Genomic DNA, 25,323 nt, shown 5'->3' on the forward strand with positions numbered 1-25,323 from the left:
TCAGCTAACTCAGCGTCTGGCTTAAGACAATCCCGATGACGAACAGCAGGTTAGTCAGTAACGCGCCTTTTACCGTACGTTCCAGCATCGGTGGCATGGCGGCCGGGCTGCGTTCACGCATGACATAGCGGGCCTGCTTAATCAGCAGCGGTGCGGCGAGCACAAACAGCCAGCCCCACAGGCTGTGCAGAGAGATCAGATTGAACAGTGCCAGGCAGACCAGCGCGCCGATGAGCAGGAAGGCGTGATAGCGGCGTGCATTCACCGGACCCAGACGCACGGCCAGCGTGTTTTTACCGTTCTCGCGGTCGCTGTCGATGTCGCGCAGGTTATTGATATTCAGCACCGCCGTCGCCAGCAGACCGCAGGCGGTCGCCGGCAGGAACAGGGCAGGTATCACCGTATGCGCCTGCAAGTACCAGCTTCCCATCACGCTCAGCCAGCCGAAGAACACCAGCACGGAGATGTCGCCCAGGCCAATATACCCGTAAGGACGCGTCCCGACGGTATAGGTAATGGCTGCAATAATGGCAAGCAAGCCCAGCACCAGGAAGCCAATGAAATCACTGGTGGTTTTCGACGCGACCGTCACCAGCGCCAGCCCGGACAGGCAAATCAATACCACGGTGATAATCAGCGCCCGTTTCATCTGTGCCTGGGTAATCACCCCTTTTTGCATCCCGCGCAGTGGCCCGATACGGTCAGGCTTGTCGCTGCCCTTTACCGCATCGCCGTAATCATTTGCGAGATTAGAGAGGATTTGCAGCAGCCCGGCGGTGACAAGCGCCAGGCCTGCTACCAGCGGATCGAAATGACCCTGCCACCAGGCAAGCGTGGTACCGACAATAATGGCGGCAAAAGCCAGAGGAAGCGTTTTAGGGCGCAGACTTTCGAGCCACGCCTGTGTACGGCTGATATCAGTCATAGTTATTTAGCCAATAAAAATGGGGGCCATAGCCCCCATCAACAGTGATGAAAATGCATTGAACGCGATTATAGAATAAAACGGCTCAGATCTTCATCTGCCACTAACGCATCCAGGTGTTTGCCCACATAGTCTGCGTCAATGGTAATGCTTTGACCGTTAAGGTCGCTCGCATCATAAGAGATGTCTTCCATCAGGCGTTCCAGCACGGTGTGCAGACGACGCGCACCGATGTTCTCGGTGGTTTCGTTGACCTGCCACGCGGCCTGGGCGATGCGCTTGATACCGTCATCGGTAAATTCAATGTTCACGCCTTCGGTCGCCATCAGCGCTTTATACTGTACGGTCACAGAAGCGTTTGGCTCAGTCAGGATACGTTCGAAATCTTCGGTGGTCAGCGCCTGCAACTCAACGCGGATTGGCAGACGACCCTGGAGTTCCGGGATCAGGTCAGACGGGCTGGCAATCTGGAACGCACCGGAGGCGATAAACAGAATGTGGTCAGTTTTAACCATGCCGTGCTTGGTGGAGACGGTGCACCCTTCCACCAGCGGCAGCAGGTCGCGCTGAACGCCTTCGCGGGAGACATCCGGGCCGGACGCGTTGCCGCGCTTACAGATTTTGTCGATTTCGTCGATAAACACGATACCGTGCTGCTCAACCGCGTCGATAGCCTCCTGTTTCAGCTCCTCCGGGTTAACCAGCTTCGCGGCTTCTTCTTCAATCAGCAGCTTCATCGCGTCTTTGATTTTCAGCTTACGCGCTTTCTGCTTTTGCCCGCCCAGGTTCTGGAACATGGACTGCAACTGGCTGGTCATCTCTTCCATGCCCGGAGGCGCCATAATTTCCACACCCATTGGCGCGGCAGCGAGATCGATCTCAATCTCTTTATCGTCCAGCTCGCCTTCGCGCAGTTTTTTGCGGAATGCCTGACGCGCAGCAGAAGGTTCAGACTGCTGTTCAGCCTGTCCCCAGTTGTTTTTTGCCGGTGGGATCAGCACGTCGAGAATACGCTCTTCGGCCATCTCTTCGGCGCGATAGCGGTTTTTCTCAATCGCCTGGACGCGCACCATCTTAATCGCCGAATCGGTCAGATCGCGGATGATAGAGTCCACTTCTTTACCCACATAGCCCACTTCGGTGAACTTAGTGGCTTCAACTTTGATGAACGGCGCGTTAGCCAGCTTCGCCAGACGACGGGCGATTTCGGTTTTACCCACACCGGTCGGGCCGATCATCAGAATATTTTTTGGCGTCACTTCGTGGCGAAGCTCTTCGTCGAGCTGCATGCGACGCCAGCGGTTACGCAGTGCGATAGCCACGGAGCGCTTGGCATTGTCCTGGCCGATAATGTGTTTGTTCAGTTCGCTGACAATTTCGCGTGGGGTCATTTCAGACATGGGCGATCCTTACGCTTTAGACGGTAATTCTTCGATGGTGTGATTGTGGTTGGTATAGATGCAGATATCACCTGCAATATCCAACGCTTTCACCGCGATATCGCGCGCGTTCATGTCGGTATTTTCCAACAGCGCACGGGCTGCGGCCTGGGCGTACGGGCCGCCAGAGCCGATGGCAATCAGGTCGTTTTCAGGCTGAACTACGTCGCCGTTACCGGTGATGATCAGCGAGGCGTTTTCGTCAGCCACGGCCAGCAGCGCTTCGAGCTTGCGTAGCATGCGGTCGGTACGCCAGTCTTTTGCCAGCTCAACGGCGGCTTTCACCAGATGACCCTGATGCATTTCCAGTTTGCGTTCAAACAGTTCAAACAGCGTGAAGGCATCAGCCGTGCCGCCTGCGAAACCGGCGATCACTTTGTCGTTATAAAGACGACGTACTTTCTTCACGTTGCCTTTCATGACGGTATTACCCAGCGTGGCCTGGCCATCACCGGCAATTACCACCTGGCCGTTACGGCGTACACTTACTATTGTTGTCACGAGCAGACCCCCTGGTTACAGATTCGGGAAACAGAAGCCCTGAGCCTGTGCTCAGGGCTGAATTAAATGATAGATGGGGGGGATTTTGGGGGTTTCAACCCCCGGAGGCGAGTCGAATGCAGTTTGTGTGGCCAGCCACTTTCAAACGGGAAATGGTGCCATCGGCATTTTCTTTGCCTTTGACCGGTCCAATCACTACGCGATTCCAGCCGTTATTGGTGGTAATGCGTGAGTCAAATCCTTCAAATGCCAGCTGAGCACGCACCGTTTCTGCCTGTTCGGCGCCTTTAAACGAACCGCACTGAACCATCCAGCGGCGTTCATCTTTTTTCTCAGCCGTCTGCTTCGGCACCTCGGTCTCTTTGGTGACCGGCGCAGCCTGCTGCGTTTTTGGCTGTTGCGCAGTGGTATGCGCAGGCGTCTGCAACAGATCCTGATACGGCTGTGCCGTTTGCTTCTGCGGCTGCGCCTTCGGTTGCTGCTGGACAGGCTGAGTTTGTACGGTACGCGTCTGCTGCTGCGGTTGTGAACGCGGCTGCTGTACCGGCTGCGTCTGCGTCCACTGCTGCTGTTGCGTTTGCTGCTGAGCCTGACGCTGGCGCTGCAATGTTTGCTGACGCTGCGCCGGGGTTTGTTCGTTCCACGGCACTTCGTTCAACTGCGTAGGCTGCTGGCGCATGTCCGCCTGCATCTGAGCGAGCAATTGACGCTGTTCGTCCGTCAGCTGATCGGCATTCTTCACTTCACCCCCGGCAGAAGGCTCGGTAGGCGCACGTACGCCAGGCTGGCGGCTTTCCAGCTCTTTAATGTAGCGCCAGCGCTCTTCAGGCTTAGGAGGAAGGCCGTTGCCGAGGACCTTGTTACCCTGAAGGGCTTCAGACTCTTCTTTTTTATGATGCGTAATGAAGTAGAGGCCGCCAATAAAGGCCACCAGCACGGCCGCAGCAATGGCGACCATGGCTGGGGAGACAGCAGACAGGCTACGTTGCTTGCTTTTTGAACTACTCTTTTTGCGTCGCGAAGGTGCCGGCTGGCCGCGACGTACATAATCTCGTTGTGCCACTATCGTTTCGCTGTATTTATTCGTTCGTCAGCCCGCCATGTTACTTAAGCGACGGGGCTTTGACCAGATAAGGGTGTCGAAAGGTATTTACTTTAAGTTAATGCCTGGGTAGAGCCGCGCACAATTAGCTCACAATCCAGTAGCCGTGACCCACTGCTAACTGTTTGACCGTGCAGCTGATCCAGCAAAAGCAGCATCGCTTCCCGGCCAATGTCATACCGCGGCTGTGCAACGGTCGAAAGCGGCGGATCGCAAAACTCCGAAAGCGAAATATTATCAAAACCGATTATCGACAGGTCCTGCGGCACACGCAGGCCGTGACGTTTGGCGTAGGATAACGCCCCTAGCGCCATCACGTCGCTGTGGCAGAAGACCGCGGTAGGCGGTTCTGGCAAGGCCAGCAATTTTTCCAGCGCCTGCCCGCCCGCTTCAAAGGTGAAATCACCGCGCGCAATGTAGTGCGGATCGACGATAGCCCCGGTACGGCGCAGCGCCTGAACGTAGCCCTGCAAGCGGTAATGACACAGCGGCATCTCTTCTGGTCCGGCGATACAACCGATGCGCTTATGCCCCAGTTCCTGAAGATAGTTCACGGCGTTGAACGCGGCGGTGAGGTTATCGATATGAACGGTTGGCAGCTCCAGCTCCGGCGCGAATTCGTTCGCCATGACCATCGGCGGTAAATTGCGCTGTTCTTCAATGCTGGCATCAAACGGCAGGCGTGAGCCAAGCAGCAGCATGCCATCAATCTGCTTGGTGATGATCAGGTCGATGAACGTTTTTTCCTGCTGGTTCTGGTGGGCACAATCGCCAATCAGCACCAGATAGCCCTGGGCGGCGGCCGTGACTTCAATGCCGCGGATGATTTCGCTGAAGAAGGGATCGCAGATGTCCGGCACGATCACCAGGATGGTGCGGGATTCGTTGCGTTTTACGTTACGCCCCATGGCTTGCGGAAAATAACCGACCTCAAGCGCCGCCTTTTCAACCCGGTTTCGGGTCGCCTGGGAGACTTTGTCAGGGTTCATCAATGCGCGGGACACGGTTGCTGTTGAGACTTGTGCTTTCTCGGCAACGTCTTTCATGGTCGCCGAGGCAACCTCTTTCCTGGACTTCAACGTCTTCTCCTCGCCTGAACACCGAACTGCGGACCGCACCATTTTTACAGATAGTTAATGGAATCGGTTACAGAATTTTCATAAAAAGTGTGAGGCGCATTAAATTTTTCGATCCGTCTTCAGCCTTCAATCGGATCGACGTCCAGAACCCACTTCACTTTTCGCGCTTCCGGCAGGGTATTGATCAGCGCCAGCGTGCCGCTGACGATCTGCTGTAAACGGATACGCGAGGGGTGCTGAAGTAAGAGTTGCCAGCGGAAACGGCCGCCGCGTTTCGGGGCGAGCGCGGGTACCGGGCCTAAAATCCACAGCTGATTATCCACCAGTGGGCTGGCTTGCAGGAGGTTTCTCAGCTGTTGCAGGAACAGCGGCGCCTGCTGGTTATTATGGTCTTCCGCACGGATGATAACGTGGCTGGTCCACGGGGGAAGCTGCATCGTCTGACGTTCGGCCAGCGCCTGGTCCGCGAAGGCGTCATAGCCTTTGTGCAGCAGGGTTTGCAGCAGCGGATGTTCAGGGTGGTGCGTTTGCAGCACCACCTCGCCCTGCTTACCCGCTCGACCAGCGCGACCGGCAACCTGGGTATAAAGCTGGGCGAAACGCTCGGCGGAGCGAAAATCCGCGGAGAACAGCGCGCCGTCGACGTCCAGCAGGGCGACCAGCGTCACGTCCGGGAAGTGGTGCCCTTTCGCCAGCATCTGAGTACCAATCAGGATACGCGCGCCGCCACGATGTACTTCCGCCAGTTGCTGCTCCAGCGCCCCTTTACGGCTGGTGGTATCCCTGTCGATACGGGAGATGGGCACATCCGGGAAGAAGGGCGCGAGCGCCTGTTCAAGCTGTTCCGTTCCCAGACCGACCGGCACGATGTGCGTTGAGCCGCAGGACGGGCACTGACGGGGGACCGGACGCTGGCTGTCGCAGTGGTGGCAGCGCAAATGGCGCTGAGCCTGGTGGAAGGTGTAGTAGTGATCGCAGCGCGGGCACTCCGCGATCCAGCCGCAGTCGTGGCACAGCAGCGCAGGCGCAAAGCCGCGGCGGTTCAGGAACAGGATCACCTGGTTGCCCGCCTGCAAATGCTGACGCATGCGGCTAATCAGCGCAGGCGCTAACCCGGCCTGCACCTGCTGACCTTTCAGATCCAGCACATGCTGAATGGCCGGGCGGGCATTTCCCGCGCGGCGCGTCAGGCGCAGCATGTGGTATTTACGCTGGCGAACGTTGTGCAGCGTTTCAAGCGCGGGGGTGGCAGACCCGAGAATAATGGGGATTTGCTCGCTGTGGGCGCGGTACACGGCTAAGTCGCGGGCGTGATAGCGCCAGCCTTCCTGCTGTTTATAGGAGCTGTCATGCTCTTCATCGATCACGATAACGCCGAGATTTTTAAACGGCGTAAACAGCGATGAACGGGTGCCGATCACAATCGCCGCTTCGCCGTTTTTCGCTTTCAGCCAGGCGCTGAGGCGCTCGCTGTCGTTCAGGCCGGAGTGCAGAACCTCAACGGGCGCATTAAAACGTTCACGGAAACGCGCGATGGTTTGCGGCGTCAGGCCGATTTCCGGCACCATCACCAGCGCCTGTTTGCCCTGCGCGAGCACGTTTTCCAGCACGCTCAGATACACTTCGGTTTTACCGGAGCCGGTGACGCCCGCCAGCAGCCAGGCGGAAAAACGATCGGCAGCGCTGTGAATCGCGCCTACGGCGGTGGCCTGCTCGGTATTCAGACGCAGACGATCGCCCGAGACGGAAAAGCCGTCGCGCCAGTCGTGAAGGGCAGGTGCTTCACTGGCCAGCTCGCTCAGCCCTTTCTTCCTTAATGCCTGCAACGCGGTTTCGCTTACCTCAAGCTCGTCGACCTGATGGCGCCAGATTTTTCCCTGGCGCAGCGCGGCCAACGCCTGCTGCTGTTTTTGCGAGCGCTTCAGGCTGTTAATGTCCACCGCCTGGCCCTGCTCGGTGGCAAACCAGTACCACATTGGCGCGTGGCTGGCGCTCTTACCCTGGCGCAGCATAATGGGCAGGGCATGGAACAGGACGTCGCCAATCGGATGATGATAATAATCTGCCGCCCACAGCAGCAGTCGCCAGGTGCTGGTGGAGTAAACCGGCTCGCTGTCCAGCACCTCAACAACCGATTTCAGCTCGTTTAGCGGCAGTTCGCTTTTATTACTGACGGACACCACGATCCCCACGCGCTGCTGTTTGCCAAACGGCACGGTCACGCGACAGCCCGCTTTGGCGCTCATGCTGTCGGGCAGCAGGTAGTCAAAGGTGCGGGGAAGCGGAACGGGCAGGGCAACGTGAGCGACGGGCATCGAATCTTCCTGACTTGAAAAGTGGCGCGTTAGTATACACATTAGTGAAAGCGGCGTGCGGATCAGTTTGCATACGTTGGTCAAATTCTGTATGATTCGCCGCCTTTGGTGTATTTTACGCCAAAGAACTTACATTCAACATCGCGTGGTGTCTGGCGTTAGGGCTGGAAGAGCGACGCGGCCTTAACTGAGGTTCTCCCATGAAAAAAGATATTCACCCGAAATACGAAATGATTACTGCAAACTGCTCTTGCGGTAACTCTATCCAGATCCGCTCTACCGTGGGTCACGATCTGAACCTGGACGTGTGCGGCAAATGCCACCCGTTCTACACTGGTAAGCAGCGTGATGTTGCAACCGGTGGCCGTGTTGACCGCTTCAACAAGCGTTTCAGCATCCCGGGCGCTAAATAAGCATCCAGAAGAAACCGCCTCCGGGCGGTTTTTTTGTGCCTGTAATATCTCTCCTGAATTAATTCTGTATTTATATTTTCTCTTCAAATATATATTTTAATTTTTCCGAAAAATAATCACCGTGTCTTAATATATTCCTATTTATACGGATAGTGAGCTTTATCTCTGTATTCTTGGCCTGTTTGCCATTTTATTGCCGGATATGGCAATAAATAAAAGGTTTCCCTCTGGGTGTAAAATTACACTGCGCTCGACATAAATTCTTATTTGCCATTTCAACAGCGATGGCTTTCAGGGTGTATTTACTTTGAGGGAAAAAGGATGAAACTGAAGCAACTTTTATTCGTGCTTCCATTACTATCGTGCGCGGCGCAGGCGGGATATGTTGATTACCGACACGAGTATTACGACGATGGACGTAACTATGACCGTGTGTACATGTCACACCGTTTCGGGACGGGCTTTGGTGTGGCCGTAGAGGCCGTCTCACGCTCAGACGAAAAGCAATCTAATGATGCGCTCAATAATATGGAAAGTAACAGCAACGAATATACTGCCAGCTACCAGTTTACCTGGCAGGGATTTATCTGGCAGCCGGGTGTCGCGGTTGAAATGGGTGACGACATGGCTATTTATAAACCCTATTTACGCGTACAGTATAATATTAATGAAAGCTGGTGGGCGGCGTTCCGTTATCGTACCGAATATACCCGCCGTAATGCAGACGGTAAAGATGACAGACTGGTATATCGCCCGGAAATGTGGCTGGGATATAATATTGATAACTGGATGTTTGAGCTGAACGGAATTTATAAATTCGCCGACAACGAAGATCTGTATAACAACAAAAAAGAGGATTACGAATATAACTTCCGCGTGGCGTATAACATCGATTCGTGGGTGCCATTCGTGGAGGTGGGTAATGTCTCTTCCGGCTATAACACTGCTACCACTGACGACCGACAAACGCGTCTGCGTGTCGGCTTAGGTTACAACTTCTGAGAAACCATCCCGCTGAGCACCCTCAGCGGGACCGCATCGCTGTTAGTATTCCCAGGTCTCCGGGTCGATACCCAGTTCACGCATGATCACCTTCGCCTCTTCCGGGATTTCGTCACTGCGTTCTTTACGCAGATCGTCATCGTTCGGCAACGGTTGGCCGGTAAACGCATGCAGGAACGCTTCGCACAGCAGTTCGCTGTTAGTGGCGTGACGCAGGTTGTTCACCTGACGACGCGTACGTTCATCGGTGAGGATCTTCAACACCTTCAGAGGAATGGACACCGTGATTTTCTTGACTTGCTCACTCTTCTTACCGTGCTCAGCGTATGGGCTGATATATTCGCCGCTCCATTCAGCCATGAGATACCTTTAATCCTCTCAGTCATTAATCTAAAGGTGCAAAACCCGTAACCATCAGTTTTGAACCGTAATCTTGCGTAGTTTACCGTAGAGACGATACCGAGGCACGGATATTGCCGCTGTAGCGTGTCCTAAAGCATATAATTTTAACGGCTATTTGCGCATTGCTCAATCTATACGCAAAGAAGTTTAGATGTCCAGATGTATTGACGTCCATACTTTCAATGTTTACTCTGGTGCCTGACTTTTCACCTCATTCGCCAGGAAGCCTCACCATGACGCGTAAACAGGCCACCATCGCAGTGCGTAGCGGATTGAATGATGACGAGCAGTACGGCTGCGTTGTCCCGCCAATTCATCTCTCCAGTACCTATAATTTCACCGGATTTAATGAACCTCGCGCGCATGACTACTCGCGTCGCGGCAATCCTACGCGCGACGTCACCCAGCGCGCGCTGGCGGAACTGGAAGGCGGCGCAGGGGCGGTATTAACCAATACCGGCATGTCTGCCATTCACCTGGTAACCACAGTGTTCCTGAAACCTGGCGATCTGCTGGTGGCACCACACGACTGTTACGGCGGCAGCTATCGTCTGTTTGATAGCCTGGCGAAACGTGGCTGCTACCGTGTGCTGTTTGTCGATCAAAACGACGAACAGGCGCTGAAACAGGCGCTTGCCGAGCAGCCGAAGCTGGTTCTGGTGGAAAGTCCAAGCAATCCATTGTTGCGCGTAGTCGATATTGCGAAAATTTGTCAGCTCGCAAGGGATGCGGGAGCGATAAGTGTAGTGGATAATACATTCCTCAGTCCGGCCCTTCAGAACCCACTGGCACTGGGTGCCGATCTGGTGTTGCATTCATGCACGAAATATCTGAACGGCCATTCTGACGTGGTGGCGGGCGTGGTGATTGCCAAAGATCCCGACGTTGTCACCGAACTGGCATGGTGGGCCAATAACATTGGCGTCACCGCGGGCGCGTTCGACAGCTATTTGCTGCTGCGCGGTATTCGCACGCTATCACCGCGTATGGACGTGGCGCAGCGTAATGCCCAGGCGATCGTGGATTTCCTGAAAAACCAGCCGCTGGTGAAAAAGCTTTATCACCCGTCGCTGCCGGAAAACCAGGGGCACGAGATTGCCGCGCGCCAACAGAAAGGATTTGGCGCGATGTTAAGTTTTGAACTGGACGGTGACGAGCAAACGCTGCGTCGCTTCCTGAGCGGGTTGTCATTGTTTACGCTGGCGGAATCCTTAGGGGGAGTAGAAAGCTTGATCTCCCACGCCGCAACTATGACGCACGCAGGTATGGCACCCGAAGCACGTGCCGCCGCCGGGATTTCCGAGACGCTGCTGCGTATCTCGACCGGTATTGAAGATTCTGAAGATTTAATTGCCGATCTGGAAAATGGCTTCCGGGTCGCAGCCAAGGGGTAATCATGAGTGTGATAGCGCAGGCAGGGGCGAAGGGTCGTCAGCTGCACAAGTTTGGTGGTAGTAGTCTTGCTGATGTGAAATGTTACCTGCGTGTCGCAGGGATCATGACCGAGTATTCACAGCCGGGGGACATGATGGTTGTCTCTGCGGCAGGCAGCACCACCAACCAGTTGATTAGCTGGCTGAAACTGAGCCAGACCGATCGCCTCTCTGCGCATCAGGTGCAACAGTCCTTACGTCGTTACCAGAGCGAACTGATTGCCGGTTTGCTGCCTGCGGACGTGGCGGACGGGCTGATTAGCGCTTTTACGCACGACCTTGAGCGTCTGGCCGCTCTGCTGGACAGCGGCATTACCGATGCGGTGTATGCCGAAGTGGTTGGCCACGGTGAAGTGTGGTCTGCGCGCCTGATGGCCGCCGTGCTGCAACACCTGGGTGTGGAAGCCGCCTGGCTCGACGCGCGTGATTTCCTGCGTGCCGAACGTGCCGCGCAGCCGCAGGTGGACGAAGGGTTGTCCTACCCACTGCTGCAACAGCTGCTGGTGCAACATCCCGGTAAACGTATTGTCGTCACCGGCTTTATCAGCCGCAGCAATGCCGGCGAAACCGTTCTGCTGGGCCGTAACGGCTCTGACTACTCGGCAACACAGATTGGTGCCCTGGCGGGTGTGTCCCGCGTCACCATCTGGAGCGACGTGGCCGGTGTGTACAGCGCGGACCCGCGCAAAGTGAAAGATGCCTGCCTGCTGCCGCTGCTGCGTCTCGACGAAGCGAGCGAGCTGGCGCGTCTGGCGGCCCCGGTGCTGCACGCGCGCACGCTACAGCCGGTTTCCGGCAGCGACATCGACCTGCAACTACGCTGTAGTTACACGCCGGATCAGGGTTCCACCCGCATCGAGCGCGTGCTGGCATCCGGTACGGGCGCGCGCATTGTCACCAGCCACGATGACATCTGCCTGATTGAGTTCCAGGTGCCTGCGGGCCAGGATTTCAAACTGGCGCACAAAGATATCGACACCATCCTGAAACGTGCTCAGGTGCGTCCGCTGGCCGTTGGCGTGCATAACGATCGCCAGCTGTTGCAGTTCTGCTATACCGCCGAAGTGGTGGACAGCGCCCTGAAAATTCTGGATGAAGCGGGCCTGCCGGGCGAGCTTCGCCTGCGTCAGGGGCTGGCGCTGGTGGCGATGGTGGGCGCGGGCGTCACCCGTAACCCGCTCCACTGCCACCGCTTCTGGCAGCAGCTGAAAGGCCAGCCGGTTGAGTTTACCTGGCAGTCGGAAGAGGGCATCAGCCTGGTTGCCGTTCTGCGTAAAGGGCCAACCGAAAGCCTGATTCAGGGCCTGCATACCTCCCTGTTCCGTGCGGAAAAACGCATCGGCCTGGTGCTGTTTGGTAAAGGCAACATCGGTTCCCGCTGGCTGGAGCTGTTCGCCCGCGAACAGGTCACGCTCTCGGCGCGTACCGGGTTCGAATTCATTCTCGCAGGCGTGGTGGACAGCCGCCGCAGCCTGCTGAACTACGAAGGGCTGGATGCCAGCCGCGCGCTGGCCTTCTTTAATGATGAAGCCGTCGAGCAAGATGAAGAGTCGCTGTTCCTGTGGATGCGTGCGCACCCGTATGACGATCTGGTAGTGCTGGATGTGACCGCCAGCGAGCAGCTGGCCGATCAGTATCTGGATTTCGCCAGCCACGGGTTCCACGTCATCAGCGCCAACAAGCTGGCGGGCGCGAGCAGCACTGATAAATATCGCCAGATCCACGACGCGTTCGAAAAAACGGGTCGTCACTGGCTGTATAACGCCACCGTTGGCGCAGGTCTGCCGGTTAACCATACCGTGCGCGATCTGATTGAAAGCGGCGACAGCATTCTGGCGCTGAGCGGGATCTTCTCCGGCACGCTCTCCTGGCTGTTCCTGCAATTTGACGGCACCGTGCCGTTCACCGACCTGGTGGATCAGGCGTGGCAGCAGGGTTTAACCGAGCCGGATCCGCGCGTTGACCTTGCCGGTAAAGACGTGATGCGCAAGCTGGTGATCCTGGCGCGTGAAGCCGGCTACGACATTGAGCCGGGTCAGGTACGCGTTGAGTCGCTGGTGCCTGCGGGCTGCGAGGAAGGGTCCGTCGATCACTTCTTCGAGAACGGCGACGAGCTGAACGAGCAGATGGTGCAACGTCTGGAAGCGGCTAACGAGATGGGGCTGGTGCTGCGTTACGTGGCGCGCTTCGAGGCGAACGGTAAAGCGCGCGTGGGCGTGGAGGCGGTGCGTCCTGAACATCCGCTGGCGGCGCTCCTGCCATGCGACAACGTCTTCGCCATCGAAAGCCGCTGGTACCGCGATAACCCGCTGGTGATCCGTGGCCCGGGCGCGGGACGCGATGTCACCGCCGGAGCCATTCAGTCCGACATTAATCGTCTGGCTAAGCTGCTGTAACGTCTGCATTTCCCTCTCCCTGTGGGAGAGGGTCGGGGTGAGGGTATCAGACCGCACTCACCCCCATCATGAATGCCCTTCATCTTCCCTGAACAAACCTCACCGTTAATGTTGATTATTTCTGTTGACGTCATCCCGCTTTTCCGTCATTTTTACATCTGGACGTCTAAACGTATAGAAGTTCACAACACAACAGACAATGACACGCGATTGATAGGGGTAGGGTATGAGCTTTTTTCACGCCAACCAGCGGGAAGCACTGAACCAGAGCCTGGCCGAAGTAAACGGCCAGATTAACGTCTCTTTTGAATTTTTCCCGCCGCGCACCAGTGAAATGGAGCAAACCCTGTGGAGCTCTATCGATCGCCTGAGCAGCCTCAAGCCGAAGTTCGTCTCCGTGACCTACGGCGCCAACTCCGGTGAGCGTGACCGCACGCACAGCATCATTAAGGGCATTAAAGACCGAACCGGTCTGGAAGCGGCGCCGCACCTGACCTGTATCGACGCCACCCGTGATGAACTGCGCGCCATTGCCCAGGACTACTGGAATAACGGCATTCGCCACATTGTGGCCCTGCGCGGCGACCTCCCGCCAGGCAGCGGTAAGCCAGAGATGTTTGCCGCCGATCTGGTCGGCCTGCTGAAAGACGTTGCCGACTTTGATATCTCCGTGGCCGCCTACCCTGAAGTTCACCCGGAAGCCAAAAGTGCCCAGGCGGATCTGCTCAACCTGAAGCGTAAAGTGGAGGCTGGTGCTAACCGTGCGATTACTCAGTTCTTCTTTGACGTTGAAAGCTACCTGCGCTTTCGTGACCGCTGCGTCTCGGCAGGTATTGATGTCGAAATCATCCCTGGTATTCTGCCGGTCTCGAACTTCAAACAGGCGAAGAAATTCGCGGATATGACCAACGTGCGCATTCCGCTGTGGATGTCCAAAATGTATGAAGGGCTGGACGACGACCCGGAAACCCGCAAGCTGGTGGGGGCCAATATCGCGATGGACATGGTGAAGATTTTAAGCCGCGAAGGGGTGAAAGATTTCCATTTCTATACCCTGAATCGCGCGGAAATGAGCTATGCCATTTGCCATACGCTCGGTGTTCGCCCGGCGCTGTAAAGTAAAAAGCCCTCATAAAACGAGGGCTTTTTAATCGAACAGAGAGTTAAAAGGTATTAGCTATCGAATCTGTGGATTAATTCAACTATCTCTTATCGCTAGTGGTGTATATCGTAACGGTAACACTGTAAAGGGAGCATAGCGATGAGCATGTCAGACGAGACCAATAACGCGGCATCCGCCGGCAAATGTCCGTTCCACCAGGGCGGCGTCGATCACAGCGCGGGTGCAGGTACCGGCAGCAAAGATTGGTGGCCTAAACAACTCCGCATCGATCTTCTAAACCAACATTCCAACCGTTCGAACCCGCTGGGTGAAGACTTCGACTACCGCAAAGAATTCAGCAAGCTCGACTATTCCGCCCTTAAGGGCGATCTCAAAGCCCTTTTAACCGACTCACAACCGTGGTGGCCTGCCGACTGGGGAAGCTATGCGGGCCTGTTTATTCGTATGGCCTGGCACGGTGCGGGTACCTATCGCTCCGTTGACGGTCGCGGCGGCGCGGGGCGCGGCCAGCAACGTTTTGCGCCGCTGAACTCCTGGCCTGATAACGTCAGCCTGGATAAGGCTCGCCGTCTGCTGTGGCCAGTTAAGCAAAAATACGGACAAAAAATCTCCTGGGCCGACCTGTTTATCCTCGCGGGTAACGTGGCGCTGGAGAACTCCGGCTTCCGCACTTTTGGTTTCGGTGCCGGGCGTGAAGACGTCTGGGAACCGGATCTGGACGTGAACTGGGGCGATGAAAAAGCCTGGCTGACCCACCGTGACCCGGAAGCGCTGGCGAAGCGCCCGCTTGCGGCCACTGAAATGGGCCTGATTTACGTTAACCCGGAAGGGCCAAACGCCAGCGGTGAACCGCTGTCTGCGGCGGCAGCGATCCGCGCTACCTTTGGCAACATGGGCATGAACGACGAAGAGACCGTCGCGCTGATTGCAGGCGGCCATACGCTCGGTAAAACGCACGGCGCAGGCGAAGCCACGCATGTGGGCACTGACCCGGAAGCGTCGCCGATTGAAGCGCAGGGTCTGGGCTGGGCCAGCACGCACGGCACCGGTATTGGCGCTGACGCCATCACCTCCGGGCTGGAAGTTATCTGGTCTCAAACCCCGACCCAGTGGAGCAACTACTTCTTCGAGAACCTGTTCAAATACGAATGGGTGCAGACGCGTAGCCCGGCGGGCGCCATTCAGTTTGAAGCCGTGGATGCGCCGGAAATTATGCCTGACCCGTTTGACCCGTCGAAAAAACGCAAGCCAACCATGCTGGTCACCGACCTGACGCTGCGTTTTGATCCGGAATTCGAGAAAATTTCCCGTCGCTTCCTGAACGATCCGCAGGCCTTCAACGAAGCCTTTGCGCGCGCGTGGTTCAAGCTGACCCACCGCGATATGGGGCCAAAATCGCGGTACATCGGCCCGGAAGTGCCGAAAGAAGATCTGATTTGGCAGGATCCGCTGCCTCAGCCGGTGTTCCATCCGACGCAGGAAGATATTGAAAGCCTGAAAGCGGAAATCGCGGCCTCTGGTCTCTCCGTGAGCGAGCTGGTTTCCGTGGCCTGGGCGTCGGCATCGACCTTCCGCGGCGGCGACAAGCGTGGCGGCGCTAACGGCGCGCGTCTGGCGCTGGCGCCTCAGCGCGACTGGGATGTGAACGCCGCGGCGGTACGGGCGTTACCGGCTCTGGAAGCTATTCAGCGCACCACTAATAAAGCCTCACTGGCCGATATCATCGTGCTGGCAGGTGTTGTGGGCGTTGAGCAGGCGGCGAAAGCGGCAGGCGTTTACGTCAACGTACCGTTTACCCCAGGCCGCGTAGATGCGCGTCAGGACCAGACGGACATCGAGATGTTTAACCTGCTCGAACCGGTTGCCGACGGTTTCCGCAACTACCGTGCGCAGGTGGATGTGTCCACCACCGAGTCGCTGCTGATCGACAAAGCCCAGCAGCTGACCCTGACCGCGCCGGAACTGACGGTGCTAATCGGCGGTCTGCGCGTACTGGGTGCAAACTTCGATGGCAGCAAGAATGGCGTGTTTACCAACCGCGAGGGCGTGCTGAGCAACGACTTCTTCGTTAATCTGCTGGATATGAACACCCAGTGGAAAGCGACCGATGACTCAAACGAGCTGTTTGCCGGTAGCGATCGCGCCAGCGGGGAAGTGAAATACACCGCCACCCGCGCCGATCTGGTCTTCGGTTCAAACGCCGTCCTGCGTGCGCTGGCCGAAGTTTACGCCAGCAGTGATGCACACGAGAAGTTCGTCCGTGATTTTGTTGCCGCGTGGGCGCGAGTGATGGATTTGGACCGGTTTGACGTGAAGTAACCCATGTGCCGGGTGGCGGCTACGCCTTACCCGGCCTACAAATTAAAGTGCCATGTAGGCCGGGTAAGCGCAGCGCCACCCGGCTTTTTTCGTTACTCCCACTCCTGCAAGAATCGCTGTCCATACTGGTCGGCCACCAGCAGCGCCGCATAGACCTGATCCGGCGTGACGCCGCCAGGCATGTTGTGAATGGTTTCACCTTCGGCGCAGGACGCTTCCGCGATCAGCCGCATTTTGGCCGGAATATCCTCTTTGATGTTCAGCTGCGCCAGGGTGATCGGCAGCCCAACGCTGTGGCAAAGCGCGGCGACGGTCTCAATTTCTTCAACCGGCGCGTTCTCCAGTACCAGCTGTGTCAGTGTGCCGAACGCGACCTTTTCACCATGGTAAAAATGATGCGCATCCGGCACCGCCGTCATGCCGTTGTGAATGGCGTGCGCCGCCGCCAGCCCGCCGCTTTCAAAGCCCACCCCGCTGAGATAGGTGTTGGCTTCGATAATGCGTTCCAGCGCCGGTGTGACGACATGCTGCTCTGCCGCCAGCATCGCTTTCTCGCCCTCTTCAACCAGCGTGTTGTAGCACAGCTCTGCCAGCGCTAACGCTGCCTGCGTGCACTTGCCACCCGCCATGGTCGTGGCGCCGCTGCGCGAACAGGCGCGCGCTTCAAACCAGGTTGCCAGTGCATCGCCAATCCCGGCGGCCAGCAGGCGCGCAGGTGCGCCTGCCACCACTTTGGTATCGACAATCACCATGTTCGGGTTGTGCGGCAGCATCAGGTAGCGATCGAACTCACCGCTGTCGGTATAAATCACGGAGAGGGCGCTGCACGGCGCATCGGTGGAGGCAATGGTCGGGGCAATAGCCACCGGCACGTCCATAAAGTGCGCCAGCGCTTTGGCGGTATCCAGCGTTTTTCCGCCGCCGATACCCAGCACCGCCAGGCAGTCGGCGCTGTCGGCCAGCTTTTTCAGGCGATCGATTTCATTTTGCGAACATTCGCCACCAAACGGTGCGATTTCGGCATGGAGTCCGGCTTTTTTAAAACTCTGACGCAGGGTTTCTTCAGCAAAACCCAGCACAAATTTATCGCCCACCACCAGCCAGCGATTCGCCAGCGGCTTCAGGTAGTCGCCGAGGCGAGTAAGAACATCTGCACCCTGGATGTATTTCCCCGGCGATTGAATAATACGGTCCATAACAGTTCTCCCTTAGAGGTTGAGGTTACCAAACGCGTTTTTCCAGTCCTGCTCGAACTTCTCTATGGCTGACTCTACCGCTGGTGTGTCGAGCATTTGTTGCGCTACGTCTAAGGGAAGCGTGATTGCCTCACATCCTGCCAACAGGCAATCCAGCGCCTGGCGCGGCGTTTTAAAGCTGGCAGCCAGCACCATGCTTTCCGGCGCATGCAGTTCCAGCAGGGACTGCAGCTCCTGTACCATGCCAATACCGTCGCCGCCCTGTGCGTCGACGCGGTTGACGTACGGCGCAACGTATTTCGCGCCTGCCAGCGCGGCCAGTAAACCCTGAGCGGCGCTGTAAACGGCGGTGCCCAGCGTGGTAATTCCCTCTTTCTTCAGCGCCTTAATCGCGATGAGCCCCTGTGCAGTGACGGGAATTTTTACCACGATGTCCGGCAGGGCATTGTTCAGCCGTTTTGCTTCCGCCACCATTTCTTCGGCATCGCGGCTCATGGTTTGAGCAAACAGCATGCCTTCCGGCCCAATGGCTTTTTGCAGGCGCGGCAGCACGTCCCAGATGGATTCACGGCTGGCGGCAATGATGCTTGGGTTGGTGGTGACGCCCGCGATGGGGAAGATGCGTGCAAGGCGTTCCACTTCCGCCACGTTCGCGGTATCCAGATACAGTTCCATTATTTTTCCTTAAGTCAGAAAGGTTGAATAAAGGGTAAGGCCCGGCTGAGTGCGGCGGATACAGGTCAATTTTGCCAAATACTGGACAAATGTAATGTCCTTAGCGAAGTGCGATAGCGATCACAATGCTATTTTTTGGCGATAAGCTGGCTGTGATACTGGCGACGATATTCGGAAGGGGAACGCTCGGTGTGCTTGCGAAAGAGGCGACAAAAGTAGTTGCTGTCAGGAAATCCGCAGCGTGCGGCAATATCTTTAATTTTGAGATCGTAGCCTTTCAGCAACTGGCGTGCATGTTCCAGCCGCGTTTGTGTCAGATACTCGTTGAACCCCACGTGGCCGATCTTCTGAAAGAGATGGGAAAGATAGTTCGGCGAGATGTAGAACGCCTGTGCCACGGATTCGCGCGTTAACGAAGAGGCGTAATTTTCTTCGATATAGCTACGAACGGCTTCGAATAGCGCCCGGCTGCGGTTAGCGGTGTGGATGTCACTCCCAAGCAGATCCCGGCAGTGGCTGAGCAAGCTTAATACCACCAGCATGGCTGTGTCTTGCTCGTCTGGCTGCATCTGTAATTCGGTGAGCGCTTGCAGAAGAAAAGCACCCGTTCTCGGGCCACGCCGGGGAACCTGCAGCTGCTGCAAAAGCGCGTTGTCACGCTGTAAATCGAGAGTCAGCTGCTGCTTACCGAAATGTATGCTCAGGGCGTTAGGCGGTGGAAGCGTGATGTGTCCAAAGGATGAAAATATCGCCTCACAGGGGGGAGCAAGGGTAATGACGAGGCAGGGAGATGTTCGGGGATGCTGTTCAGCCAGCGCTGAGAAATGAATCTGGCCCAGCGGTAACGTTCGGTTCACCAGGTCAGTCAAAATTCGGGTGATATCGGAATACATGAGAAGACTACCGAAACGTGCCGGGCGGCGCTAAAAACGCCTGCCCGGCATAAAGCATTACCCAGTGTTACGCATGCCCGCCGCAACGCCCGCAATCGTCACCATCAGCGCCTGTTCAACGCGTGGATCCGGCTCTTTACCTTCCTCTTCCGCCAGACGCGAACGGTGCAGCAGCTCTGCCTGTAAAACGTTCAGCGGGTCGGTGTAGATGTTACGCAGCTGGATAGACTCGGCGATCCACGGCAGGTCTTCCATCAGGTGGGAGTCATTGGCGATATCCAGCACCACTTTGATGTCGCCTTCCAGCAGTTCGCGCAGCTCTTTGCCCAGCGCCCACAGCTCCGGCTTCACCAGGCGCTGATCGTAGTATTCCGCCAGCCACAGGTCGGCCTTCGAGAAGACCATCTCCAGCATTCCCAGACGGGTAGAGAAGAATGGCCAGTCGCGGCACATGGTTTCCAGTTCGCTCTGCTTACCGTCTTCCACCACTTTTTGCAGCGCCGCACCGGCACCCAGCCAGGCTGGCAGCATTAAGCGGTTTTGCGTCCAGGCGAAGATCCATGGAATGGCGCGCAGGGATTCAACACCGCCGGTCGGACGACGCTTGGCCGGGCGCGAACCCAGCGGCAGTTTACCCAGCTCCTGTTCAGGCGTGGCCGAGCGGAAGTAAGGGACAAAGTCTTTGTTTTCACGAACGTAGCCGCGGTACAGATCGCAGGAGATGTCAGACAGTTCGTCCATAATCCGGCACCAGGATTCTTTTGGCTCCGGCGGCGGCAGCAGGTTGGCTTCGAGGATCGCGCTGGTATAAAGCGACAGGCTGCTGATGGTCACTTCCGGCAGGCCGTACTTGAAGCGGATCATCTCGCCCTGCTCGGTCACGCGCAGGCCGCCTTTCAGGCTTCCTGGTGGTTGAGAGAGCAGCGCCGCGTGTGCAGGCGCACCGCCACGACCAATTGAGCCACCGCGTCCGTGGAACAGGGTCAGCTCGATACCGGCTTTCTCACAGGTTTTGATCAGTGCATCCTGCGCCTGATACTGCGCCCAGGAGGCTGCCATCACCCCCGCATCTTTCGCGGAGTCGGAATAGCCGATCATCACCATCTGTTTGCCCTGAATAAAGCCGCGATACCAGTCGATGTTCAGCAGCTGGGTCATCACGTCGTTAGCGTTGTTCAGGTCGTCGAGAGTCTCAAACAGCGGTGCTACCGGCAGAGCATAGTCAATGCCCGCTTCTTTCAGTAGAAGGTGAACGCCCAGCACGTCGGACGGGGTCTTCGCCATGGAGATCACGTAGGCGGCCACCGATCCTTTCGGCGCATCGACGATCGCTTTACAGGTGTTGAGCACTTCGCGGGTGTCATTGCTTGGCTCCCAGTTGCGCGGCAGCAGCGGGCGCTTGGAGTTCAGCTCGCGGATCAGGAACGCCTGTTTGTCGGCTTCTGACCAGCTTTCATAGTCGCCGATGCCGAGGTAGCGGGTCAGCTCGCCCAGCGCTTCGGTATGACGGGTACTTTCCTGACGAACGTCGATACGCACCAGCGGCACGCCGAAACACTTCACGCGGCGCAGGGTGTCGAGCAGTTCGCCGTTGGCAATGATGCCCATCCCACAGGCCTGGAGCGATTTATAGCAGGCGTATAGCGGCTCCCAGAGCTGTTCGTTCTGGCTCAGCAGACCTTCCGGCTTCGGCAGGCGCTGGCCTTTCAGGCGCGCTTCCAGCCAGGCCTGAGTGGCCATCAGCTGACCGCGCAGTTTTTTCATCAGGAAACGGTACGGCTCGCTGGCACCTTCTTCACCGGCCAGCGCGCGCAGTTCCGGCGTCGCTTCCACCATCGACAGCTCGGAGATCAGCACCTGAATATCTTTCAGGAACAGGTCGGTTGCTTTCCAGCGGCTCAGCAGCAGGACGTGACGGGTGATTTCCGCCGTCACGTTCGGGTTGCCGTCGCGGTCGCCGCCCATCCAGGAGGTGAAGCGAACCGGCACAAAGTCGACCGGCAGGCGATAGCCCAGATTTTCTTCCAGCTGTTCGTTCAGCTCGCGCAGGTAGTTGGGTACCCCTTCCCACAGGCTGTTTTCCACCACCGCAAAGCCCCACTTGGCTTCGTCGACCGGGCTTGGGCGATGCTTACGAATTTCATCGGTGTGCCAGGACTGGGCAATCAGCTGGCGCAGGCGGCGCATAAGCTGGTTACGTTCGTAGTCGGCGATGTCTTTGTTATCCAACTGCTTCAGACAGTTGTTCACTTCCACCATTTTGTGGATCAGCGTACGACGGGTGATTTCGGTTGGGTGTGCGGTCAGCACCAGCTCCAGCGAAAGGGATTCCACCGCTTTTTTGATGGTCGCTTCGTTGAGGTCGGGCTGGTCTTTGAGTTTACGAAGGGTGCGGGCAATGACTTCCGGGTTGCTGGCCGCTTCGCCTTTTGGCGAAATGCTGTGGTATTGCTCAGCGGTGTTTGCCAGGTTCAGGAACTGGCTGAAGGCGCGGGCAACGGGCAGCAGCTCATCGTTGGAGAGGTTCTGCAAGGTGGTAAGCAGCTCCTGACGGTTGGCCTCATTACCGGCGCGGGAAGATTTGGACATCTTGCGGATGGTTTCAACGCGGTCGAGGATGTTCTCCCCCAGTGCGTCTTTGATGGTATCTCCAAGCACTTTGCCGAGCATACTGACATTACTACGCAACGCGGAATATTGTTCGTTCATAAAAACCCAGTCACCCCATCATTTTTGTTTATGCCCAGGCGAAAATCTTCTGGACATTATTTTGTCATCTCCCTTTATAAAGCCACGTAAAACCCCCGTCGTCAATTGCTGCGAAAACGGTTCAGCAGACGAATAAATGCGGGCAATTTACGAAATTTAATTCGCATTGCGTCAGATAAGAGATGCTTATGGAAATGTGACGGTGATCATGCGATTTGTTGCCCTCACCCTAACCCTCTCCCACAGGGAGAGGGGACTTTTCGGTGCGGTTTTAATGCCAGCAGAAGTGATGCACAACCTGGGTAATGAGTTCGCGGGTGGGCTTGATGAAGCGGGTTTCGAGATATTCGTCCGGCTGGTGTGCCTGGTTGATGGAGCCAGGGCCCAGAACCAGCGTCGGGCACAGCGTCTGAATAAACGGCGCTTCGGTGCAGTAGTTCACCACGTCGGTTTTCTCGCCGAGCAGTTTTTCCACTACCTGAACCAGCTGATGGTCAGGCGGGCATTCGTAGCCTGGAATCGGCGGATGCAGTTCGGAGACCGTCAGACGGCCCGGCCAGCGCTCGCTGACCGGTGCCAGCGCTTCGTTCAGTAAGCCATCCAGATCGCTCAGCGTCATACCCGGCAGAGGACGGATATCCATATGCAGTTCGCAGCAGGCGCAGATACGGTTGGACGCATCACCGCCGTGCAGGCTGCCGAGGTTAAGCGTTGGGTAAGGCACGGTGAACGCCTCGTAGTGATAGCGCTCTTTCAGATCGTCGCGCAGGGTCATGATGCGGCCAATCGCGTCATGCATCAGCTCAATGGCGTTCACGCCGCGCGCCGGATCGCTGGAGTGGCCAGACTGGCCCAGTACGCGCACCGCGGTAGAAATATGGCCTTTGTGCGCCCGAATCGGTTGCAGAGAGGTTGGTTCGCCGATGATCGCGCAGTCAGGACGAATCGATGTGTTTTCAGAGAAATAACGTGCGCCCGCCATGCTGGTCTCTTCATCGGCGGTCGCCAGAATGTAGAGTGGTTTTTTCAGCTTCGTCACGTCCACGTCACGCAGCGCGTCGAGGATAAAGGCGAAGAAGCCTTTCATGTCGGCGGTGCCCAGACCATAAAGCTTGTTGTCATGCTCGGTCAGCGTGAACGGATCGCGCGTCCAGCGGCCATCATCAAACGGCACGGTGTCAGTGTGCCCAGCCAGCAGCAGGCCGCCCGCGCCATGTCCGGTACTGGCGAGCAGGTTAAATTTGTGGCGTGTTCCGGGGACGGGCTGAACCTCAACGTTAAACCCAAGATCGCTAAACCAACCCGCCAGCAGATTGATTAAAGACTCATTGCTCTGATCCAGGGCTTCTTCCGTCGCGCTGATGGAGGGTGTGGCGATCAGGGCGCGGTAAATCTCGATAAATGGCGGTAAGTTCATTTTCATTGTTGACACACCTTAGGTCGTGATAGTATCAATATTCATGCAATAAATGTGAATAAAAATACATTAACGTTGAGCATAAAGGAACCCGATGTTGAATACGCTGATTGTAGGCGCTAGCGGTTATGCGGGCGCAGAGCTTGTAAGCTACGTAAATCGCCACCCTCATATGACCATAACCGCTTTGACCGTGTCAGCGCAAAGCAATGATGCCGGAAAGTTAATTTCCGATTTGCATCCACAACTTAAGGGCGTGGTTGATTTGCCTTTGCAGCCCATGTCTGACATCAGCGAGTTTACCGACGGCGTTGACGTGGTGTTTTTAGCCACCGCACACGAGGTCAGTCACGACCTGGCGCCGCAGTTCCTGGCAGCCGGATGCGTGGTGTTCGATCTCTCCGGCGCGTTCCGCGTTAACGACGGCGCGTTCTACGAAAAATATTACGGTTTCACCCACCAGCATCCGGAACTGCTTGAAAAAGCGGTGTACGGCCTGGCGGAGTGGAGCGCAGATAAACTGAAAGAAGCGAACCTGATTGCCGTTCCGGGATGCTACCCGACGGCGGCGCAGCTTTCCCTGAAGCCGCTGATCGACGCCGGGTTGCTGGATCTGAACCAGTGGCCGGTGATCAACGCCACCAGTGGCGTGAGCGGCGCCGGGCGCAAAGCGGCAATCTCCAACAGCTTCTGCGAAGTGAGCCTTCAGCCGTATGGCGTGTTTAACCACCGTCATCATCCTGAAATCACGACGCATCTGGGCGCGGACGTCATTTTCACCCCGCATCTGGGCAGCTTCCCGCGCGGGATCCTCGAAACCATTACCTGCCGCCTGAAGCCGGGTGTGACCAAAGAACAGGTGAACGAGGTCTTCACGCAGGCGTATGCGGACAAACCGCTGGTGCGCCTGTACGACAAAGGCGTGCCGGCGCTGAAAAATGTGGTCGGCCTGCCGTTCTGCGATATCGGCTTTGCCGTGCAGGGTGAGCATCTCATCGTGGTGGCAGCAGAAGATAACCTACTCAAAGGCGCTGCCGCACAGGCAATGCAGTGTGCAAATATTCGTTTCGGCTTCCCTGAAACGCAGGCTCTTATTTAAGGTGTGATGATGAACCCATTAATTATCAAACTCGGTGGTGTACTGCTGGACAGCGAAGAAGCGCTGGAGCGCCTGTTTAACGCACTGGTGAACTATCGTGAATCACACCAACGTCCGCTGGTGATTGTGCACGGCGGCGGCTGTGTGGTGGATGAGCTGATGAAAGGGCTCAACCTGCCGGTGAAAAAGAAAAATGGCCTGCGCGTGACGCCTGCCGACCAGATTGACATCATTACCGGCGCGCTGGCGGGCACAGCGAACAAAACGCTGCTGGCGTGGGCGAAGAAACACCATATCGCCTCCGTTGGCCTCTGTCTGGGCGATGGCGATAGCGTGAAAGTGACCCAGCTCGACGAAGAGCTTGGCCATGTTGGACTGGCGCAGCCGGGTTCGCCTAAGCTGATTAACACCCTGCTGGAAGGCGGTTTCCTGCCGGTGGTAAGCTCAATCGGCGTGACCGAAGAGGGCGAGCTGATGAACGTTAACGCTGACCAGGCGGCAACCGCGCTGGCGGCCACGCTGGGCGCAGACCTGATCTTGCTCTCCGACGTGAGCGGCATACTGGACGGCAAAGGCCAGCGTATTGCGGAAATGACCGCCGCAAAAGCCGAGCAGCTGATCGATCAAGGCATTATCACCGACGGCATGATTGTTAAAGTGAATGCGGCGCTGGATGCGGCCCGCACGTTGGGTCGCCCGGTGGATATCGCCTCCTGGCGGCACGCGGAGCAACTCCCGGCGCTGTTTAACGGTACGCCGATTGGTACGCGTATTCTGGCTTAAGTTTCTGTGCCGGATGGCGCTTTGCTTATCCGGCCTACGTGAATTTTGTAGGCCCGGTAAGCGCAGCGCCACCGGGCAAAAATATCATCATTAAGGAAATTC

At 56.9% G+C, this 25,323-nt stretch carries 20 protein-coding genes; 8 read left to right on the forward strand and 12 right to left on the reverse strand.

The window, feature by feature from the left end; all coding sequences use genetic code 11:
- Nucleotides 1–4: 4 nt before the first annotated feature.
- The 6 genes from menA to priA all read right to left on the reverse strand — a co-directional run bounded on the left by menA (nucleotide 5) and on the right by priA (nucleotide 7,361).
- The gene (gene menA, locus ACOTX1_RS19285; RefSeq protein ID WP_022652060.1) at nucleotides 5–925 is read right to left on the reverse strand and encodes a 1,4-dihydroxy-2-naphthoate polyprenyltransferase; all 921 of its coding nucleotides are present in this window, start codon (nucleotides 923–925) and stop codon (nucleotides 5–7) included.
- Between the two features lie 68 nt (nucleotides 926–993).
- Nucleotides 994–2,325 (reverse strand): HslU--HslV peptidase ATPase subunit, encoded by a 1,332-nt coding sequence (hslU, locus tag ACOTX1_RS19290; RefSeq protein WP_023315039.1) that lies wholly within the window; start codon nucleotides 2,323–2,325, stop codon nucleotides 994–996.
- Nucleotides 2,326–2,334: 9 nt separating this feature from the next.
- Nucleotides 2,335–2,865: an ATP-dependent protease subunit HslV gene (gene hslV / locus ACOTX1_RS19295; RefSeq protein ID WP_003862036.1), complete on the reverse strand. Its 531-nt coding sequence runs from the start codon at nucleotides 2,863–2,865 to the stop codon at nucleotides 2,335–2,337.
- Nucleotides 2,866–2,959: 94 nt separating this feature from the next.
- A complete protein-coding gene (gene ftsN / locus ACOTX1_RS19300) occupies nucleotides 2,960–3,928 on the reverse strand; it encodes a cell division protein FtsN (RefSeq protein WP_032634335.1) in 969 nt (322 codons plus the stop codon).
- 92 nt (nucleotides 3,929–4,020) lie between these two features.
- Nucleotides 4,021–5,046 carry a DNA-binding transcriptional regulator CytR gene (gene cytR, locus ACOTX1_RS19305; RefSeq protein WP_003862038.1) on the reverse strand — a complete coding sequence of 342 codons (1,026 nt, stop codon included), beginning with the start codon at nucleotides 5,044–5,046 and terminating at the stop codon, nucleotides 4,021–4,023.
- A gap of 119 nt (nucleotides 5,047–5,165) precedes the next feature.
- Nucleotides 5,166–7,361 (reverse strand): primosomal protein N', encoded by a 2,196-nt coding sequence (gene priA / locus ACOTX1_RS19310; RefSeq protein ID WP_023315037.1) that lies wholly within the window; start codon nucleotides 7,359–7,361, stop codon nucleotides 5,166–5,168.
- A 200-nt stretch (nucleotides 7,362–7,561) separates the two neighbouring features.
- Here priA and rpmE point away from each other — a divergent pair, with 200 nt between their 5' ends.
- Together rpmE and ACOTX1_RS19320 are read left to right on the forward strand one after the other, a co-directional pair.
- Nucleotides 7,562–7,774, forward strand: coding sequence for a 50S ribosomal protein L31 (rpmE, locus tag ACOTX1_RS19315; RefSeq protein WP_003862040.1), 213 nt, complete (start codon nucleotides 7,562–7,564; stop codon nucleotides 7,772–7,774).
- A 321-nt stretch (nucleotides 7,775–8,095) separates the two neighbouring features.
- Nucleotides 8,096–8,776 (forward strand): oligogalacturonate-specific porin KdgM family protein, encoded by a 681-nt coding sequence (locus ACOTX1_RS19320; protein WP_023315036.1) that lies wholly within the window; start codon nucleotides 8,096–8,098, stop codon nucleotides 8,774–8,776.
- A gap of 42 nt (nucleotides 8,777–8,818) precedes the next feature.
- Here the strand turns inward: ACOTX1_RS19320 and metJ are convergent, their stop codons facing one another.
- Nucleotides 8,819–9,136, reverse strand: coding sequence for a met regulon transcriptional regulator MetJ (gene metJ, locus ACOTX1_RS19325; protein WP_003862042.1), 318 nt, complete (start codon nucleotides 9,134–9,136; stop codon nucleotides 8,819–8,821).
- Between the two features lie 275 nt (nucleotides 9,137–9,411).
- On the opposite strand from metJ, the gene metB reads away from it, so the two are divergent.
- The 4 genes from metB to katG all read left to right on the forward strand — a co-directional run bounded on the left by metB (nucleotide 9,412) and on the right by katG (nucleotide 16,449).
- On the forward strand, nucleotides 9,412–10,572 hold the full coding sequence (metB, locus tag ACOTX1_RS19330) for a cystathionine gamma-synthase (RefSeq protein ID WP_003862043.1): 1,161 nt from the start codon (nucleotides 9,412–9,414) through the stop codon (nucleotides 10,570–10,572).
- 2 nt (nucleotides 10,573–10,574) lie between these two features.
- A complete protein-coding gene (locus ACOTX1_RS19335) occupies nucleotides 10,575–13,007 on the forward strand; it encodes a bifunctional aspartate kinase/homoserine dehydrogenase II (RefSeq protein WP_003862044.1) in 2,433 nt (810 codons plus the stop codon).
- Between the two features lie 226 nt (nucleotides 13,008–13,233).
- Nucleotides 13,234–14,124 (forward strand): methylenetetrahydrofolate reductase, encoded by an 891-nt coding sequence (gene metF / locus ACOTX1_RS19340; protein ID WP_003862045.1) that lies wholly within the window; start codon nucleotides 13,234–13,236, stop codon nucleotides 14,122–14,124.
- A gap of 144 nt (nucleotides 14,125–14,268) precedes the next feature.
- Complete coding sequence (gene katG / locus ACOTX1_RS19345; protein ID WP_023315035.1) at nucleotides 14,269–16,449, forward strand: catalase/peroxidase HPI; 2,181 nt, start codon at nucleotides 14,269–14,271, stop codon at nucleotides 16,447–16,449.
- A gap of 92 nt (nucleotides 16,450–16,541) precedes the next feature.
- On the opposite strand, the gene gldA is transcribed toward katG, so the two are convergent.
- The 5 genes from gldA to argE form a co-directional block, all read right to left on the reverse strand.
- Nucleotides 16,542–17,645 (reverse strand): bifunctional L-1,2-propanediol dehydrogenase/glycerol dehydrogenase, encoded by a 1,104-nt coding sequence (gene gldA / locus ACOTX1_RS19350; protein ID WP_023315034.1) that lies wholly within the window; start codon nucleotides 17,643–17,645, stop codon nucleotides 16,542–16,544.
- A 12-nt stretch (nucleotides 17,646–17,657) separates the two neighbouring features.
- The gene (fsa, locus tag ACOTX1_RS19355) at nucleotides 17,658–18,320 is read right to left on the reverse strand and encodes a fructose-6-phosphate aldolase (RefSeq protein ID WP_023315033.1); all 663 of its coding nucleotides are present in this window, start codon (nucleotides 18,318–18,320) and stop codon (nucleotides 17,658–17,660) included.
- 128 nt (nucleotides 18,321–18,448) lie between these two features.
- Complete coding sequence (locus ACOTX1_RS19360) at nucleotides 18,449–19,213, reverse strand: helix-turn-helix transcriptional regulator (RefSeq protein ID WP_023315032.1); 765 nt, start codon at nucleotides 19,211–19,213, stop codon at nucleotides 18,449–18,451.
- Between the two features lie 57 nt (nucleotides 19,214–19,270).
- Complete coding sequence (ppc, locus tag ACOTX1_RS19365) at nucleotides 19,271–21,922, reverse strand: phosphoenolpyruvate carboxylase (RefSeq protein ID WP_023315031.1); 2,652 nt, start codon at nucleotides 21,920–21,922, stop codon at nucleotides 19,271–19,273.
- Between the two features lie 271 nt (nucleotides 21,923–22,193).
- Nucleotides 22,194–23,345 (reverse strand): acetylornithine deacetylase, encoded by a 1,152-nt coding sequence (argE, locus tag ACOTX1_RS19370; RefSeq protein WP_003862050.1) that lies wholly within the window; start codon nucleotides 23,343–23,345, stop codon nucleotides 22,194–22,196.
- An 88-nt stretch (nucleotides 23,346–23,433) separates the two neighbouring features.
- On the opposite strand from argE, the gene argC reads away from it, so the two are divergent.
- A complete protein-coding gene (argC, locus tag ACOTX1_RS19375) occupies nucleotides 23,434–24,438 on the forward strand; it encodes an N-acetyl-gamma-glutamyl-phosphate reductase (protein ID WP_023315030.1) in 1,005 nt (334 codons plus the stop codon).
- 6 nt (nucleotides 24,439–24,444) lie between these two features.
- Nucleotides 24,445–25,221 carry an acetylglutamate kinase gene (gene argB, locus ACOTX1_RS19380; RefSeq protein ID WP_086527949.1) on the forward strand — a complete coding sequence of 259 codons (777 nt, stop codon included), beginning with the start codon at nucleotides 24,445–24,447 and terminating at the stop codon, nucleotides 25,219–25,221.
- Nucleotides 25,222–25,323: the final 102 nt, after the last annotated feature.

It is taken from the genome of Enterobacter cloacae complex sp. IR5401 (assembly GCF_049238425.1).
GTDB classification, from domain to species: Bacteria; Pseudomonadota; Gammaproteobacteria; order Enterobacterales; family Enterobacteriaceae; genus Enterobacter; species Enterobacter hormaechei_C.